Below are 15947 nucleotides of genomic sequence, written 5' to 3'. Positions count from 1 at the left end.
CTTCGTTCTCAAACTGTTTCAGCCACGTTGAACCCAAAACCGCCGAAAATTGGCTCCAAGCATTTGCCGCCTGGTTCAATGCTCCAAACTAAACACTACCCGGTGAACATCCCCGCATTTGAAGACGGGGCCCGTGTGAGACCTGCACATGGCAGGCGCCGACGACATCCCGGTGACGATACTCTCCGGCAGTCTGGGTGCGGGGAAGACGACGCTCCTGAACCACCTCCTCGACACCGCCGGCGACCGCGACGTCGCCGTCCTCGTCAACGACATGGGCGAAATAAACGTCGACGCGGAACTCGTGAGCGGTCGCTCCGGAGGCGCCGCGGGGAACGTGACGGAGCTGTCGAACGGCTGTATCTGCTGTGAACTCCGCGGTGACCTCGACCGGGCCGTGATGCGGCTCGCGCGCGAGCGCGACTTCGACCACCTCGTCGTCGAGGCGTCGGGGATCTCCGAGCCCGGTCCGGTCGCGAAACTGTTCACCCGGGGGAACGCCTCGGCGCGGTACGTCGTCGACGCGCTCGTGACCGTCGTCGACGCCCGGCAGTTCTACGACGCCTTCGGCGGTGCTGGGGAGGTGACGCGCCGAGGAGCGGCCAACGACGACACGAGACCGCTCTCGGACCTCCTCGTCGAACAGGTCGAACTCGCGAACGTCGTCGTCCTGAACAAGACCGACCTCGTCTCGTCGGCGGAGCTCGAGACGGTCGAGGAGCTCGTCCACGGCCTCCGGCCGGACGCCGAAATCGTCCGGACGGAGTACTCGCGGGCCGACCCGGACCGTCTCCTCGGCCGGCGGCTGTACGACCCGGCACGCGCCGCGGAGGCGGCCGGGTGGCGGCAGGCGCTCGCGGCGTCGGCCGAAGCGGAGGACGACGACCACGACCACAGCGGCCACACCCACGAGGACGGACACGACCACTCTGACCACGACCACGGCGGCCACAGTCACCCGGAGGAGGCGTACGGCGTCACCTCCTTCGTCTATCGGCGGCGACGGCCGTTCTACGCCGACCGCGTCGCGAGTGTCCTCGCGGACCTCCCGCCGAACGTGGTCCGCTCGAAGGGGACGCTGTGGGTCGCCGGGAGCGAACAGCACCTCACGCTCGGGCAGGCGGGCCCATCCGTCCACGTCGAGGCCGCGGGGCCGTGGGTCGCGACCCGACCCGAGTTCGAGCAGGACGCGTACCGTCGGAACCGGTCGGACCTGACGTGGGACGAGCGGTGGGGCGACCGGCGGACCGAACTGGTGTTCATCGGAACCGAATTCGACGAGGCGTCGCTCGTCGCCCGACTCGACGACTGTCTCCTCGACGACGACGGGTTCGCGGCGTTCGACCCCGAGACGTGGGAGGCGGGGGACGACCCGCTCCCGACAGCACAGGGCGAGCGCGTCGTGCTGGCGGCGCCCGACGTGGAGTGAGTGGGGCTGTGACGAGCGTCGGGCGTCACAGCGGACGAGCGAGAGCGGAGCCCCCGGAACGCAGACGCAACGACCAGGTATAACCGGGTCGCGAACCGCGACCGAGACGGATGCGGTTCATCCACGTCCAGGTCCCGCGAGCCCGCAGCGACGAGGTGTTCGAAGTCCTCGCGAACGAACAGATCGACTACGTCGTGACCGAGACTGCCGAGTCGGACGACGACCTCCTGGTCCAGTTCCCGCTCCCGGCACAGGCCGTCGACGCCGTGCTCACGGACCTCAGGGAGGCCGGCCTCGACGACTCGTTCACTGTCATCGCGACGGCCGAGACGGCGTCGACCCCGCACTTCGCCGAACTGGAGGCCCGGTTCGTCGAGGGCGAAGAGGAGACCGACGCCCTGACGCGCGAGGAAATCGGCTCGAAGGCACGGAACCTGAAGCCGAGCACGCGGACGTACTACGCGATGACGCTGTTGAGCGTACTCGTCGCGACGGTCGGACTCCTCCTGGACGCGCCGTCCGTCGTCGTCGGGTCGATGGTCATCGCCCCGCAGGTCGGTGCGGCGCTGACGGCGAGCGTCGGCGTCGCGTTCAGCGACGGTCGGATGGTCCGCGACGGGGTCGTCGCACTGGTGCTCGGCCTAGTCGTCGCCATCGGGTTCGCGACGGGGTTCGGGTGGCTCTTGCGCACGACCCAGTTCGTCTCGGGAGCGGTCGACGTGACGACCATCTCCCAGCTCAGTACCCGGACGTCGCCCGGCGTGCTCTCGCTGCTCATCGGAGTCTGCGCCGGGGCCGCGGGAGCGTTCGGTCTCTCGACCGACCTCCCGGTGTCGCTAGTCGGTGTCGCCGTCGCGGCGGCGCTCATCCCCGCGGCCGCCGCGACCGGAATCGGTCTCGCGTGGGGCTACCCGGTCGTCGCGGCCGGGGCCGCCGTCCTCCTGGTGGTGAACCTCCTCACCATCACGACGAGCGGCGCGGCCGCGCTCTGGTACCTCGGCTACCGTCCGGCGGCGTGGCTCGACGACGGACCCCTGGCGGCGCTCCGGGCGGGGGGACTGAACGCCACGCTCGCCGCGGTGGTCGTCGCGGCGATGGTGACGGGTGGCGTCGGGACGACCGTCGCGAGTCAGAGCGCGTTCGAGAACACGACGAACGACGCCGTCGAGGACGTCCTGGACCGGGACGCGTACGAGGAACTCACTCTCCTCGCCGTCGACGTCGAGTTCACCGGGTTCGGCGTCACGCCGACGTCGCGAGCGGTGACGGTTCGGATCAGTCGGCCGGTCGACGAGCCCTACCCGCGACTCCCGGTGCGACTCGACGAGCGAATCACGGCGACGACCGGGGGCGACGTGTCCGTCTCCGTCGAGTTCGTCGAGACGACGCGGGCGACGGCGTGACCGCGGGTCAGCAGGCGCACCCGGTCGACCCTGGCGAGCGCTCGAACGTCATCTCCTCGCCGCAGTCGGGACACGTCGGCGGCTCTTCTCCCTCGACGTCGAGGTCGAGGACGCGCTCCGAACAGTCGTGACACCAGTACGCGCCCGCCGACTGCTCGCCGCTCCCGCCGCGGTCGGTCGACTGCGTCGACGCCCTGAGCGTCTCGGAAATCGTGCTGAACAGCCCCATACCCGGCTTTCAGAATCGAGTCAAAAAAGCGACCGGCGCTGTGACGCCGGCGGCGCACGAGCGTCCGGGTCGGCCGTGCGAGGAGGAGCCGTCGTCCGGCACTCCTCACTCGACGGCGGCGGCAAGGTTGTCGAGCGCCCGGTCGAGTTCTCCGCGCCGTTTCCACGCGGCGACCCAGTCGGTGAGCGCGGCGAGCGGGAGGCCGAGGCTCACGCGGGAGCGGGCCGTCAGTCGGGTCCCCTCGTCCTCCGAGGCGAGCGTGAGCCACGTCTCCATCGCCTCGAACGGCCCCTCCTGTCCCTCCTGGGTGTAGTAGAACCCGTCGTCGCGGGGCTCGAAGCGGAGCGAGAGCTGTAACCCGCCGCCGCCCGCCGTGACGAGCGTCCCCTCGTCGACGTCGTGGACCTCCCGGACCGCGAAACTGTCCTCGGCTTCGACGACGGCCGCCGGCGACAGGTGGCGGCGCAGTTCTCGCGGCGTCGCCCGGACGAACCGCGACACTTCCACTTCGCGCATGCGGGTAGGTGGACCGGAGCGACGGTTAAACGCTCGGCTCCCGCGCGGGCGTGCTATCACAGGAGCGGGAGCGCGAGCAGCAGCATGACGAGGGCGAGACAGAGCGCGCCGTAGACGAGGCGCGCGAGGCGCGTCTCCGGCGGAATCTCCGCACGGAGCGCGGGGCGGGCGTTCCAGACCAGTCGGACGTAGGCGCCGACGGTGGCGGCGACGAACAGTCCGGCGGAGAGCGCGAGACCGACCGGGAGCGACAGCCCGACCGCACCGGCGTAGACCGGGCCGAAGGAGAACGCCACCAGGAAGGCCAGTGCCGCCACTACCAGGAAGGGGACGGGGTCGACCGGCGTGCCGTCGCGGTTCCGGAACACACGCCGTGGATGGAGCGGGAACGCAAAGAAGATAAGTCCGACTTCGGATGGAGAGCGTATGGCCTCGGAGGGAGACCCGCGCGTCCTGTTCGTGATGAACCTCGTCCTCTCGGCCGTCTTCGGGACAGCCATCCTCTGGGGACTCGACTTCATCGGACTCGCGGCGTTCTCGGTGCGGAACGCCGCCGTCGCGACCCTCGTGCTCATGGCTCTAACCGGCATCGTGATACGGCTACTCTGAGCCGCGAGGCGACCCTGAGAGGTCGATGCCCGCGTTTTATATCAGTGCCCGACAGCACGTCACACATGCCCATCGAAGACCGCGACAACGCGTACCTCATCACGCACGCGCTGGCGAAGGACACTCTCTCCCGCCTGCGAGACGTCGAGACGGAACAGGTCGCCTTCAGGAAGGGGCTGGTGAAACTCGGCCGCATCTGCGGTTACGAGATCATCGACGGGGCGATGGAGACCGAGTACGTCTCGCTGGAGACACCGCTGCAGGAGACTACGGGCGAGCGCGTGAAGGGGCTCGACGACATCGTCATCATCAACGTGCTGCGCGCGGCGACGCCGTTCGTCGAGGGGCTGCTGAAGGCGTTCCCCCGCGCGAAGCAGGGCGTCATCTCCGCCGGCCGCGACGAGGAGGCCGGCATGAACGAGGCGGGCGAGTTCCCCATCACCATCGACTACGTGAAGCTCCCCGAAATCCGCGCGAAGGACACCGTCATCGTCGCCGACCCGATGCTGGCCACCGGGAGCACGATGTGTGCCGTCCTCGACCACGTCCTCGAGAGCGCCACGGAACAACCGACGGACCTGTTCGTCCTCTCGGCGGTGTCAGCCCCGGACGGACTGCTCCGCGTGGGCGAGGAGTACCCCGACGCCGACCTGCTCACCGTCGCCATCGACGACTACCTCGACGACGACGGCTACATCGTCCCCGGACTGGGAGACGCCGGTGACCGCGCGTTCCGGACGACCTGACCGGCGAGAGTGTTCTGACCGTCGTCCGTCCGTTTCCGAGGGGGAAACACGTCCGGTGACGGCGCTCGGCGACACCACACCTAATAGCGTCCCACGCGAGACGAATCCATGGAAGACGCGCCCGGCGGAACCGACCGCCACCGCCCGGACGGGGGCCGTCCGGGGGAACCGTGTGACGACTGCGGGGAACCCGTCGCCGACGCGCTCACGCGCACCGTCCGGGTGAGCGTCGACGGGAGCGAGATTCACAGCCACCGGCTCTGCCCGGACTGCTTCGCCGCGTGGGTCGACCGGTACGACCAGCGGATGTCGACCGGGCGGGGAGGCGGCGGAGACTCCGAGATAATCGTCGACTGAGCGTCGCGGTCAGGGAGGCTCCGTCCCGCCGGCCCCGTCCTCGTCCGTCAACCCCCCGGAGAGTCCCGCGTCGCCACGCTCCAGTGCGCGGGGGACGTCGTGGCGGTCCGAGTAGCCGTCGAACCAGCGGGCGATGCGTTCGAGACGGTCGGCGACGTGGCCGGGTTCGCCCGACCGGGAGAGTTCGTGGCCCTCGCGGGGGTACCGCACGAGGCGGGTGTCGACCCCGCTCTTCTTCAGGAGGAGGTAGAGCAGTTCGGCGTTGTTCACCGGCACCCGGAAGTCCTCGGTGGCGTGGAGGAGGAGCGTCGGCGTCGTCACCTCGTGTGCCGTCGCGACGGGCGACTGCTCCCAGAGGAACGCCGCATCCGCCGACGGCGTGGTCTCGAAGTCCCACTCGACGAGTTTGAACGCGTCCGAACTCCCGTAGAAGGAGGTGAGGTCGTAGACGCCGCGCTGGGCGACAGCGGCGCGGAACCGGTCGTCGTGACCGACCAGCCACGCGGTCATGTAGCCGCCGAAGCTCCCGCCGGTGAGGAACAGGTGCGACTCGTCGACCTCCGCCCGGGCGCACACGGTGTCGACGCCGGCGAGGACGTCGCGTGCCGTGGTGGCCCCCCAGTCGCGCTGAGCGGCCGTCGCGAAGTCGCGGCCGTAGCCGATGGACCCGCGTGGGTTGCACCAGAACACCGCGTACCCCCGGGCGGCGAGCGTCTGGAACTCGTGCCACATCGTCCCGCTCGTGGTCCACATCGCGTGCGGGCCACCGTGGATTTCGACGACGAGCGGGAACCGCTCCTGACCCTCTGCGACGCCCTCGGGCGGGAGCAGGAGCCACCCCTGAATCCCCTCGCCGTCGGAGTCGAACCACACCGTCTCGGGCGTGGCGAGCGTCTGCTCGGCGAGGAACGCGTCGTTCACCGTCGTGAGTCGACGCTCGCCGTCGGCGTCGACCAGGAAGACGTCGCCCGGGTGGTCGGCGGCGCTCTTCGTGACGGCCAGCGAGTCAGCGCCGACGGCGAGGCCGTCGACCGCACCCTCGTCGACGACGACGTCGTGTGCGACCCCCTCGCTGTCCGGGACGAACCGCCGGACGACGAAGTCGCCCGCGTCCGGTGTCACGGCGTAGAACGCGTCGAAGTCGTGGTTCCACGAGAACCCCCGGTCGGGGAGGACGGTCCGGTCGAGAGACGCGGTGAGCACGGTTTCGGAACCGGTCGCGCAGTCGACGACGACGACGTCGGCGTGGACGGGTGGCCCGTCGTCGGTCGGGGTGTGGAGGTACGCCACGCGGCCGTCGTCGGTCGCTGCGAGCGCCGGCGTCCACGACTCGCCCCAGGTCACGTGCCGGACCGGGCCGCCCGTCCCGTCGTCCTCGTCCGTACGTTCGACCCCGGCATCGGCACCGACATCGGCGTCAGCACCGGCAGCGGAATCGGCATCGGCGTCGTCCGCCCCGCGGTCGACGTCGTGTGCGACCAGTTCGAACTCGATGGCGTCGTCGGGGTCGCCGCCGTCGCGTCGGCGGGAGACGGCGTAGTAGAGCGTCCCGGCGTCCCCCCAGGTCGGGGAGACGTGGTCGCGGTCACCGCCGGTGAGGCGAGTGACGGTGTCGAAGCCGTCCGCGAGCCCGTCGCCGACGTCGACGAGGTGGACGTGACGGCGCGTCCCGTCGAGGTACGCGGCCGCCCGGCGGTAGACGAGTCGGTCGACGACGCGCGGGTCGGGCGTGGGACGCTCGTAGTCGGCGGCGTCACAGTCGACTCCTCGTTCGCGCTCCGCGGCGGTCGACTCGCTCACGAATGCGAGACGGGTGCCGTCGGGCGACCAGGTCGCCGCCTGGACGCCGCCGGGGACGTCCGTGACCCGCCGGGCCTCGCCGCCGTCCGTGGGGATGACCCAGAGTTGTGCGCCGTCGTCGCCGCGCGTACTGGTGAACGCGAGGCGGTCCCCCGACGGCGAGAAGGCCGGGTCGGTGTCGACTCCCTCGCGGGCGGTGAACCGACGCGGCTCGCCCCCCGTCCGGTCGACGACGAAGACGCTGGAATCGGTCGTCTCGTCGTCGCGTGGCCGACGTGCGACGTACGCGACGGTCGACCCGTCGGGGGAGTGGGCCGGCGAGCCCACCCGGGTGAGGTCGGCGTGGTCGGGAGCCGTGAGGTGCATGCGAGCGGCCTCGGAACACGGACGAAAGAGGGTTCCGGTGCCGGACGGACTGGATAACCGTCCGGATATTTGCCGAGAGATGACGAATCGTTGCCCCTAACTCGATAATAGTACCATATGTATATAGCCAATTCCGAACGGGGACATGGGTAACCATATATATCTCCAGTGCACCCAGTCGGGTATGGTCCAGAAGAAGTTCGACCGACGGAGTTTCCTCGCAGTGACAGGGACCGCGGCCCTCGCCGGCCTCGCTGGCTGTTCCGGCGGCGGTGGCGGTGGCGGTGAGTCCGGCGGCGACGGCGGCGACGGCGAGTCGACCGAGTCCGGCGGCGATGGCGGGTCGACCGAGTCCGGCGGCGACGGCGAGTCGACCGAGTCCGGCGGCGACGGCGGGTCCAGTTCGGGCAGCACGCGCCTCTCGTGGCACGCGGGCGGGACCGGTGGGACCTACTTCCCGCTCTCGAACGAGTTCAAGGACGTCATCGAGTCCAACACCGACGGCATCACGGTCCAGGTCCAGTCGACCGGTGCGTCCGTCGAGAACGTCGGGTCGCTCGCGAGCGGCGACGCCGACTTCGCGCTCATCCAGAACGACGTCGCGTACTTCGCGGCGAACGGCTCCGGCATCGAGGCGTTCCAGGGCAACGCCGTGGAGAACCTCCGCGGTGTCGCCACCCTCTACCCCGAGACCATCCACATCGTGACGCTCGCCGACACGGGCATCGAGACGCCCGGCGACCTCTCGGGTGCGACCATCAACACCGGTGACCTCGGGTCGGGGACGCAGGTCAACGCGAATCAGATTCTCGAGGCGCTCGGCATCAGCGACTACACCGAGCAGAACACCGGCTTCTCGCAGGCTTCCGACCAGCTGAAGAACGGCGACATCGACGCCGCGTTCGTCGTCGGCGGCTATCCGGTCGGTGCCATCGAGGAACTCGCCGCGACGGAGGACGTCCGCATCGTCCCCATCGAGGGCGACAACCGCCAGGCCGTCAAGGACGCCGCGCCGTTCTACGCGGACGACGAGGTCCCCTCCGGCACGTACGGGCTCGAGTCGGCCGCGCCGACCGTCGCCGTGCAGGCGATGATTGCGACGAACGCCGAACAGTCCGAGGACGTCGTCGAGACGGTCACGGCGGCCATCTTCGACAACACGGACTCGCTCACCATCAAGACGGACTTCATCACGGCCGACTCCGCACAGGACGGCATGTCCATCGACCTGCACCCCGGCGCGCAGGCGTACTTCGGCTGAGACCGAACCCGTAGCGCACTTACCACCACTCGACATTCTTCGACGCGATGGACGACCGACGCCGACTGCTCACTCTGGCCGCCGTGCTGGTAGCGGCGCTGCTCGCAGTCAGCGGCGCCGCGGCCGCGTCGCTCCCGGCCGGGCAGGCGCTCGTCGTCGAGACGGCCGACGGGGGCGAGGAACTGCTCCGCGTGCCCGTCGAGGAGAACACGACCGTCGCGCTCGAGTACACCCACAGCGTCGAGAAGACGCGCATACTCGACGCGTACGCCGTCCGCGACGGCGAACTCGTGATGACGCGCATGGAGTTCCAGTCGTACGGCTGGGGCCTCCCGGCGCGAGTGAACGTGAGCCAGGAGAACGGGTCGTTCGTCTTCGACCCACAGGGCTCCTACGAGGAACTGTACGTGAAACCCGGCCGAATCGCCGGACACGAACTCCACGTCGGCGAGGAGACGTTCGACCTCGTCGCGCTCTCGGACGCGGAGTCCGTGCGCATATATATCACGGAGCGGACTGTGCTTGACGTTGCACGCTCGATGACACGACCATGACAGATTCAGACCCGGAACGACCCGCGCAGGACGGCCCCGGCGACGACCCCGCCAGGGCCGACGGAGGCACCGACGACCGGACCGACCCGGAACGACCGGACGACGGCCCCGACCCGAGCGCCGACGCCGACGGTGAGGGCGAGGATGACGAGTTGAGCGACGCGGAGGCGGAGGAGATTCTCGAGGGGATCGAGCGGAAACGGACCCTCTCTGGCGGGGTCGCCATCACCGTCTCAGCCATCGGCATCGTCTTCTCGCTGTTCCAGATCTGGCTCGCCGCCCGCGGCTTCATCTTCGAGTTCAGCCTGCCCGTGGTGGGCGAGGTGAGACTCGCCGCGCTCCAGCTGCTACAGGTGAACGCCATCCACGTCGCGTTCGCGCTCGTGCTGGCGTTCCTGCTCTTCCCGCCCACGGACGGTGGCGGGGTCGTCGCCACCCGGCTCGCACGGGTCGTCCCGGCGCTGGAGGAACGGCTCGGGACCTCGAACCCGGTGACGTCAGCCGCGAGGGCGGTCCGGCGCGGCGTGCGCTGGCTCGTCGTCGACGACGAACGCGAGCGCGTGACGCCCGTCGACCTCGTGTGCATCGTCCTGGCGGCGCTCACCGCCATCTACATGGTCAACGACTTCAGCGAAATCCAGCAACTCCGGGTGCTGGGACTCGACTCGGGACGGACCATCGGCGAGGTGTACCCCTTCCTCCAGATTCCGCTCGACGTCGTCAGCGTGACCGGCATCCCGCTGAACGAGGTGTCGTACGCCTTCTTCCTCGGCGCGATGGGGACGCTGCTGGTCCTCGAGGCGACGCGGCGCGCGCTCGGTGTCTACCTCATGCTCATCGTCGCGTCGTTCATCGTCTACGCCCGCTGGGGCTTCATCATCACGCCCGAAACGCCCCTCATCGGCGTGCTCTCCATCCCACAGGGCAGTTGGGCGAACATCGTCCAGAACCTCTGGTACAACACCGAGAACGGTGTGTTCGGGATTCCGGTTACGGTGTCGGTGCAGTTCATCTACATCTTCATCCTCTTCGGCGCGTTCCTCGAGATGTCCGGCGCGGGCCAGTGGTTCATCGAACTGGCGTACTCCGCCACGGGGACGCGGAAAGGCGGCCCTGCGAAGGCGAGCATCCTCGCGTCGGGCTTCATGGGCACCATCTCCGGGTCGTCCATCGCGAACACGGTGACGACGGGCGCGTTCACCATCCCGCTGATGAAGCGCTCCGGCTACCGACCGGAGTTCGCGGGTGCGGTCGAGGCGTCGGCGTCGTCGGGCGGACAGATCCTCCCACCCGTGATGGGTGCCGCCGCGTTCCTGATGATCGAGTTCATCGGCGTCCCCTTCTCGGACATCATCATCGCCGCGACCATCCCGGCCATCGTCTTCTTCTTCGGCGTCTGGGTGATGGTCCACCTAGAGGCGTCCAGAGCGGGCATCGGCGGCCTCTCGCGCGACGACGTCGTCGACATCAAGAGTCACCTCTCGCGCGGGTGGTTCTACCTCGTGCCCCTCATCCTTCTGCTGTACTACCTCCTCGTCGAGCGCCTCACCGTCGCGCGGTCGGCGTGGTTCACGCTCGTCGCCATCATGGCACTCATCGCGTTCGTCGCCGCGTACAACGAGAACACGAGGGTGCCGCTCGTCGGGACCATCGCCGTGCTGTTCCTCGCCGAACTCGGCGCGTTCCTCACGAGCGGCGTCGGCATCGTCGGCCTCGTCACGGGCGCGAGCGGCGAGACGCGGACGTTCGTCGAGGCGCTCTTCGCCGCCGGGGGGACGCTGGGAACCATCATCGTCCTCGTCAGCCTCGCCTTCATGCTCCTCCGGCCGCGGGGCGACGCACCGCTCTTAGACTTCGACGACGCCGTCGACACCGCCAGCGAACGTCTCGCCGCCGGGGTCTCACGGCCGCGCCTCGCCGAGACCCGCCCCTTCCGGTACGTCACCTTCATCGGGAAGTCGATGGACGCGGGGGCGCGCACCTCGACCGAAGTCGTCGTGGCCGTCGCCGCCGCCGGCATCATCCCCGGCGTCGTGAGCGCCACCGGCCTGGGTCCGAACCTGACGGCACTCATCAAGGCCGTCGCGGGCGGCTCTATCGTCCTCTTGCTGCTCTTCACGGCCATCGCCTCCATCATCCTCGGGATGGGCATGCCGACGACGGTGACGTACATCATCCTCGTCTCCCTCCTCGGGCCGGCCATCGCGCAGTCGTCGAACATTCCCCTGCTGGCGGCACACCTGTTCATCCTCTACTTCGGCGTCATCGCCGACATCACCCCACCGGTGGCGGTGGCGGCGTACGCGGCGTCCGGGGTCGCCAAGTCCGACCCGTTCCGGACGGGGACGAAGGCGTTCTCGCTGTCGCTCAACAAGGCCATCGTCCCCTTCGCGTTCGCGCTCACGCCGGGCATCCTCCTGCTCCGCGGGCAGAACGAGGCGTTCCGGGTGCTGAACGGCTCCGACGTGGCCGAACTGACGTACTTCCTCCCCGAAGTCGTCATCCCCATCGTCGGCGTGTTCGTCGGCGTCGTCGCCCTCGGTGCGACCGTCATCGGGTACTTCTACTCCCCGGTCGGGCAGACCGAGCGCGCGCTGTTCGTCGTCAGCGCCTTCCTCCTCATGGCCCCGCTGCTGGTGCTCAACGCCGCGACCGACCTCCTCTCGTTCGTCGGCATCGTCCGGAACGTGGGCGAACCGCTCGTCGTCGACCTCGGCCTCCGTGCCGCCGGCGCGGTGCTGTTCGGCGCGCTCACGCTGAAGAACCGTGCGGCGAGCGAGAAGCAGCCACCGCAGCCCACCGGCCGGGCCGAAGCGACCGACTGAGCCCCGACGCCCGCGCCCCGCTCACGAGAGGTCGACGCGGCCGCTCGTCGCACTTCGCAGGCGGTCTCTGAGGGCGGCCGCGTCCGCGACGGGGACTCGGACCGCGAAGGCGACCTGTTCGTCGTAGTCGGCCTCGAACTCGACGCCCGTCGACTCGAGGATGCCGCGGACCGTGCCGGAGTCGTCGTAGGCGACGACGGCACGGAACCGTTCGTGTGGCCGCTTCTCGACGACGCCGGCGTCGTCGACGGCCTCCTTCACCGCCCGTGAGTACGCCCGTGCCAGTCCACCGACCCCCAGGTTCGTCCCGCCGTAGTAGCGGGTGACGACGGCCACGACGTTTCGAACGTCCCGCTGGACGAGGACGTTCAGCGCCGGCTTGCCCGACGACCCGGTCGGTTCGCCGTCGTCGGAACACCACTCCCGCAACAGGACGTCGGCCTTCGAGGGGTCCGCCGGCACCCGGTACGCGGGGACGTTGTGCGTCGCGTCGGGGTGTTCCGACTCGACGTCCCCGATGAACGCTTCGGCGTCGGCGACAGTCTCGGCGGGGGAGACGTAGCCGACGAACTCCGAGCCGCGTACCTCGAAGTCGGCCTGGCCGGGGCCGGCGACGGTCCGGTAGGTGTCGGGCGCGTCGGCGTCACCGTCGGTCATCTCTGCTTGCGGTCACCGGTGGGCGGACAAAAGGGTAGCGACGGACGGGACGAGCGACGACGCCACGTCGGCACGCGACCCGAAACCTAAAACCGGAGACGGACCCAAGCGAGCGACAGATGAACCCCGACGACGTCCCCGGCCTGCCCGAGGGGGTCGCCGACCGACTCCAGCGGGAGGGTATCGAGGAGCTGTATCCGCCGCAGGCAGAGGCGGTGGAGAAGGGCGTCACGACGGGCGAGAGCGTCGTCGCCTCGGTGCCCACAGCGTCGGGGAAGACGCTCGTCGCCGAACTCGCGATGCTCGCTGCGGTCCAGCGCGGCGGGAAGGCGCTCTACATCGTCCCCCTGCGCGCGCTCGCCTCCGAGAAGAAAGACGAGTTCGAGCGGTGGGAGGAACTGGGCGTCACCGTCGGTGTCTCCACCGGGAACTACGAGTCGAGCGGCGAGTGGCTGGCCTCCCGCGACGTCATCGTCGCCACGTCCGAGAAGGTCGACTCACTGATTCGGAACGACGCGCCGTGGATCGACCAGCTGACCTGCGTCGTCGCCGACGAGGTCCACCTCGTCGACGACCGGAACCGCGGCCCCACGCTGGAGGTGACGCTCGCGAAACTCCGGCGAATCAACCCCGGCCTCCAGGTCGTCGCGCTCTCGGCGACGGTGGGGAACGCCGGCGAAATCGCCACGTGGCTCGACGCGGCGCTCGTCGACTCCGACTGGCGACCCATCGACCTCCGCACGGGAGTCCACTACGGCAACGCCATCACGTTCGCGGACGGCTCCCAGCGCGAGGTACCGGTCGAGGGGAAGCGGCAGACGCCGGCGCTCGTCGACGACGCGCTCGCGGGGGACGACGACCACGGGCAGGGGTCGTCGCTCGTCTTCGTCAACTCGCGGCGGAACGCCGAGGCGGCGGCGAAACGACTGGGCGACGTGACGTCGAAACACCTCACCGGCGAGGAGGAACGCGACCTCCGCGACCTCGCCGACGAGGTCGAGAGCGTGTCCGACACGGAGACGTCGACGGACCTCGCCCGGGCGGTGCGGAAGGGCGCCGCCTTCCACCACGCAGGGCTGGCGGCCGAGCACCGCTCGCTGGTCGAGGACGCCTTCCGCGCGCGACTCGTCAAGTGCGTCTGTGCCACCCCGACGCTCGCAGCGGGCGTCAACACCCCCTCTCGGCGGGTCGTCGTCCGCGACTGGCAGCGGTACGACGGGGAGTTCGGCGGGATGAAGCCGCTCGACGTCCTGGAAGTCCACCAGATGATGGGCCGCGCGGGCCGGCCCGGCCTCGACCCCTACGGCGAGGCGGTCCTGCTCGCGAAGGACTACGATACGCGCGACGAACTGTTCGAGCGGTACCTCTGGGCCGAACCCGAGGCCGTGCAGTCGAAACTCGCCGCCGAACCGGCGCTTCGAACTCACCTCCTCGCCACCGTCGCGTCGGGCTTCGCACACACCCGGTCGGGTCTCCTGGATTTCCTCGACCGGACGCTGTACGCGACACAGACCGACGACCCCGACTACCTCGCCGGGAAGGCCGACACCGTCCTCGACTATCTGGAGCGGAACGACTTCCTCACGCGCGAGCGTGACGACGAGAGCGACGACGTCCGGCTGAAGGCGACGGGGCTGGGCCACACCGTCTCCCGTCTCTACCTCGACCCGATGAGCGCCGCCGAAATCGTCGACGGTCTCGCGTGGGGGGACGAGCACGAGGCCGAGATGCGTCGGAAACTCGACGGCACGGCGACGTCGCCGTCGGAGCCCCGAGACGGGACCGGTGGCTTCCAGACGGCCAGCGAGTTGGTCGCCGACGCCGACAGGGGCGAGGGTGAGAGCGAGGACGGCGACGGCGAGACGGCGAAACGCGACCGGACCTACCCCACGCCGCTGGGCCTCTACCACCTCGTCTCGCGTACCCCCGACATGTACGAACTCTACCTGAAGTCGGGCGACAGAGAGCGCTACACCGAGGAGTGTTACGAGCGGGAGGCCGAACTGCTGGGACGGACCCCCTCGGAGTACAGCGACACGCAGTTCGAGTCGTGGCTGTCGGCGCTGAAGACGGCTCGCCTGCTCGAAGACTGGGCGAACGAGGTGGACGAGGACCGCATCACCGAGCGGTACGGCGTCGGCCCGGGCGACGTCAGGGGGAAGGTCGAGACGGCGACGTGGCTCCTCGGGGCGGCCGAGCGAATCGCCGGCGACAGCGGCTTCGACGCCGTCGCGGTGCGCGAGGCGAAGAAGCGCGTCGAGTACGGCGTCCGCGACGAACTGCTCGACCTCGCGGGAGTGCGGAACGTCGGCCGGAAGCGCGCGCGACGGCTGTACGAGGCCGGTATCGAGACCCGTGCGGACCTGCGCGAGGCGGACAAGTCGGTGGTGCTGGGCGCACTCCGCGGACGGCGGAAGACCGCCGAGTCCATCCTCGAGAACGTCGGGCGGCAGGACCCGTCGATGGACGTCGTCTCGGTCGACGAGTCGGCGCGGGCGGCGGCCGAAGACGAGGAGGCGTCGGTGGCGGAGTCCGTGAGCGACGACCGCCGCGACGCGGAGAGCGACCAGGCGAGTCTGGGTGATTTCGGATGAGACTCGTCGAGGGCATCGCCGACATCGCCGACGTCGACGCGTTCGTGAGCCGACTGGGCGAGGTCGGAGCGGCGCACGGCGTGACGGTCCAGGCGTTCGACGCGCGGTACGTCGTCTCGCGCGCACACCTCGAACGGGCCGTCGAACTCGCCGACCGCGCGCTCGAGCGGGGCGAGAACGTCGCCCGCGACCGGGGCGTCGAGATACTCCTCTACGCGGCCGGGCGGCGACAGATCGACCAGGCGCTCACCCTCGGCGTCTCCGTCGGCACCCACCCGGTCGTCGTCCTCGTCGACGCGGAGGGGGGGGACGCGGCAGCGGAGCGGGAGGCCGCCGCCGCCGTCAGGGCGGAACTGGCACCCGAGGAGACGCTCGGGGCGTTCGACGAGGAACGGGTCCGCGCGTACTTCGACGTCGGTGACCGGGAACTCGCCGCCGTCGCGGGCACCGTCGAGGACGTCGTCCTCGAGCGAGTCGCGCTCCTCGACGTCGAGAAGTGAGCTGACCCCCTTCGTTTCGTCTGCAGATTCCGACACATCCGCGCGAGGAGGTGTTCTCCGAACCGACACGTTCTGGTCGCTGGAGCGCCTCTCGGTAAGGA

The 15947-nt window shown here is 69.6% G+C and carries 15 protein-coding genes and 1 pseudogene; 11 read left to right on the top strand and 5 right to left on the bottom strand.

From position 1 onward, the window contains the following. From ACESK5_RS05165 to ACESK5_RS05155, 3 genes and pseudogenes are all read left to right on the top strand, one after another. Nucleotides 1-92 (top strand): annotated as a pseudogene (locus tag ACESK5_RS05165) (IS6 family transposase); the annotation flags it as partial. 56 nt (nucleotides 93-148) lie between these two features. Further along, entirely contained in the window at nucleotides 149-1429 is a 1281-nt protein-coding gene (locus tag ACESK5_RS05160) for a GTP-binding protein (protein WP_372910481.1), read from the top strand. Between the two features lie 110 nt (nucleotides 1430-1539). Further along, nucleotides 1540-2832: a DUF389 domain-containing protein gene (locus ACESK5_RS05155; RefSeq protein WP_372910480.1), complete on the top strand. Its 1293-nt coding sequence runs from the start codon at nucleotides 1540-1542 to the stop codon at nucleotides 2830-2832. 7 nt (nucleotides 2833-2839) lie between these two features. Here ACESK5_RS05155 and ACESK5_RS05150 read toward each other — a convergent pair whose 3' ends face one another. The 3 genes from ACESK5_RS05150 to ACESK5_RS05140 form a co-directional block, all read right to left on the bottom strand. After that, complete coding sequence (locus ACESK5_RS05150; RefSeq protein ID WP_372910479.1) at nucleotides 2840-3061, bottom strand: hypothetical protein; 222 nt, start codon at nucleotides 3059-3061, stop codon at nucleotides 2840-2842. 105 nt (nucleotides 3062-3166) lie between these two features. Next, nucleotides 3167-3577 carry an SRPBCC family protein gene (locus ACESK5_RS05145; protein ID WP_372910478.1) on the bottom strand — a complete coding sequence of 137 codons (411 nt, stop codon included), beginning with the start codon at nucleotides 3575-3577 and terminating at the stop codon, nucleotides 3167-3169. Nucleotides 3578-3633: 56 nt separating this feature from the next. Beyond that, nucleotides 3634-3945 (bottom strand): hypothetical protein, encoded by a 312-nt coding sequence (locus ACESK5_RS05140; protein ID WP_372910477.1) that lies wholly within the window; start codon nucleotides 3943-3945, stop codon nucleotides 3634-3636. A 58-nt stretch (nucleotides 3946-4003) separates the two neighbouring features. On the opposite strand from ACESK5_RS05140, the gene ACESK5_RS05135 reads away from it, so the two are divergent. The 3 genes from ACESK5_RS05135 to ACESK5_RS05125 all read left to right on the top strand — a co-directional run bounded on the left by ACESK5_RS05135 (nucleotide 4004) and on the right by ACESK5_RS05125 (nucleotide 5289). After that, nucleotides 4004-4186 (top strand): hypothetical protein, encoded by a 183-nt coding sequence (locus ACESK5_RS05135; RefSeq protein ID WP_372910476.1) that lies wholly within the window; start codon nucleotides 4004-4006, stop codon nucleotides 4184-4186. 65 nt (nucleotides 4187-4251) lie between these two features. After that, a complete protein-coding gene (gene upp, locus ACESK5_RS05130) occupies nucleotides 4252-4932 on the top strand; it encodes a uracil phosphoribosyltransferase (protein ID WP_372910475.1) in 681 nt (226 codons plus the stop codon). A 108-nt stretch (nucleotides 4933-5040) separates the two neighbouring features. Continuing rightward, nucleotides 5041-5289, top strand: a complete 249-nt coding sequence (locus tag ACESK5_RS05125; RefSeq protein WP_372910474.1) for a hypothetical protein — start codon at nucleotides 5041-5043, stop codon at nucleotides 5287-5289. 9 nt (nucleotides 5290-5298) lie between these two features. On the opposite strand, the gene ACESK5_RS05120 is transcribed toward ACESK5_RS05125, so the two are convergent. Beyond that, entirely contained in the window at nucleotides 5299-7455 is a 2157-nt protein-coding gene (locus ACESK5_RS05120; RefSeq protein ID WP_372910473.1) for a prolyl oligopeptidase family serine peptidase, read from the bottom strand. Nucleotides 7456-7639: 184 nt separating this feature from the next. Between ACESK5_RS05120 and ACESK5_RS05115 the strand changes: the two genes are divergently transcribed. From ACESK5_RS05115 to ACESK5_RS05105, 3 genes are read left to right on the top strand one after another with little or no spacing between them, the layout of a single operon-like run. Further along, the gene (locus ACESK5_RS05115; protein WP_372910472.1) at nucleotides 7640-8716 is read left to right on the top strand and encodes a TAXI family TRAP transporter solute-binding subunit; all 1077 of its coding nucleotides are present in this window, start codon (nucleotides 7640-7642) and stop codon (nucleotides 8714-8716) included. A 47-nt stretch (nucleotides 8717-8763) separates the two neighbouring features. Continuing rightward, nucleotides 8764-9270, top strand: coding sequence for a DUF1850 domain-containing protein (locus ACESK5_RS05110; RefSeq protein WP_372910471.1), 507 nt, complete (start codon nucleotides 8764-8766; stop codon nucleotides 9268-9270). Further along, on the top strand, nucleotides 9267-12095 hold the full coding sequence (locus tag ACESK5_RS05105; RefSeq protein ID WP_372910470.1) for a TRAP transporter permease: 2829 nt from the start codon (nucleotides 9267-9269) through the stop codon (nucleotides 12093-12095). Before ACESK5_RS05110 ends, ACESK5_RS05105 begins: the two co-directional genes overlap by 4 nt. Nucleotides 12096-12116: 21 nt before the next feature. Here ACESK5_RS05105 and ACESK5_RS05100 read toward each other — a convergent pair whose 3' ends face one another. Then, a complete protein-coding gene (locus tag ACESK5_RS05100) occupies nucleotides 12117-12752 on the bottom strand; it encodes a YigZ family protein (RefSeq protein WP_372910469.1) in 636 nt (211 codons plus the stop codon). A 119-nt stretch (nucleotides 12753-12871) separates the two neighbouring features. Between ACESK5_RS05100 and ACESK5_RS05095 the strand changes: the two genes are divergently transcribed. Further along, on the top strand, nucleotides 12872-15346 hold the full coding sequence (locus ACESK5_RS05095; RefSeq protein ID WP_372910468.1) for an ATP-dependent DNA helicase: 2475 nt from the start codon (nucleotides 12872-12874) through the stop codon (nucleotides 15344-15346). Beyond that, on the top strand, nucleotides 15343-15846 hold the full coding sequence (cgi121, locus tag ACESK5_RS05090) for a KEOPS complex subunit Cgi121 (protein ID WP_372910467.1): 504 nt from the start codon (nucleotides 15343-15345) through the stop codon (nucleotides 15844-15846). The genes ACESK5_RS05095 and cgi121 overlap by 4 nt, the downstream gene beginning before the upstream one ends. Nucleotides 15847-15947: the final 101 nt, after the last annotated feature.

This window comes from Salinigranum sp., assembly GCF_041641895.1.
Classification (GTDB): Archaea; Halobacteriota; Halobacteria; order Halobacteriales; family Haloferacaceae; genus Salinigranum.
Note: the sequence above shows the minus strand (reverse complement) of the source record. Positions and strands in the feature narration are given on the sequence as shown.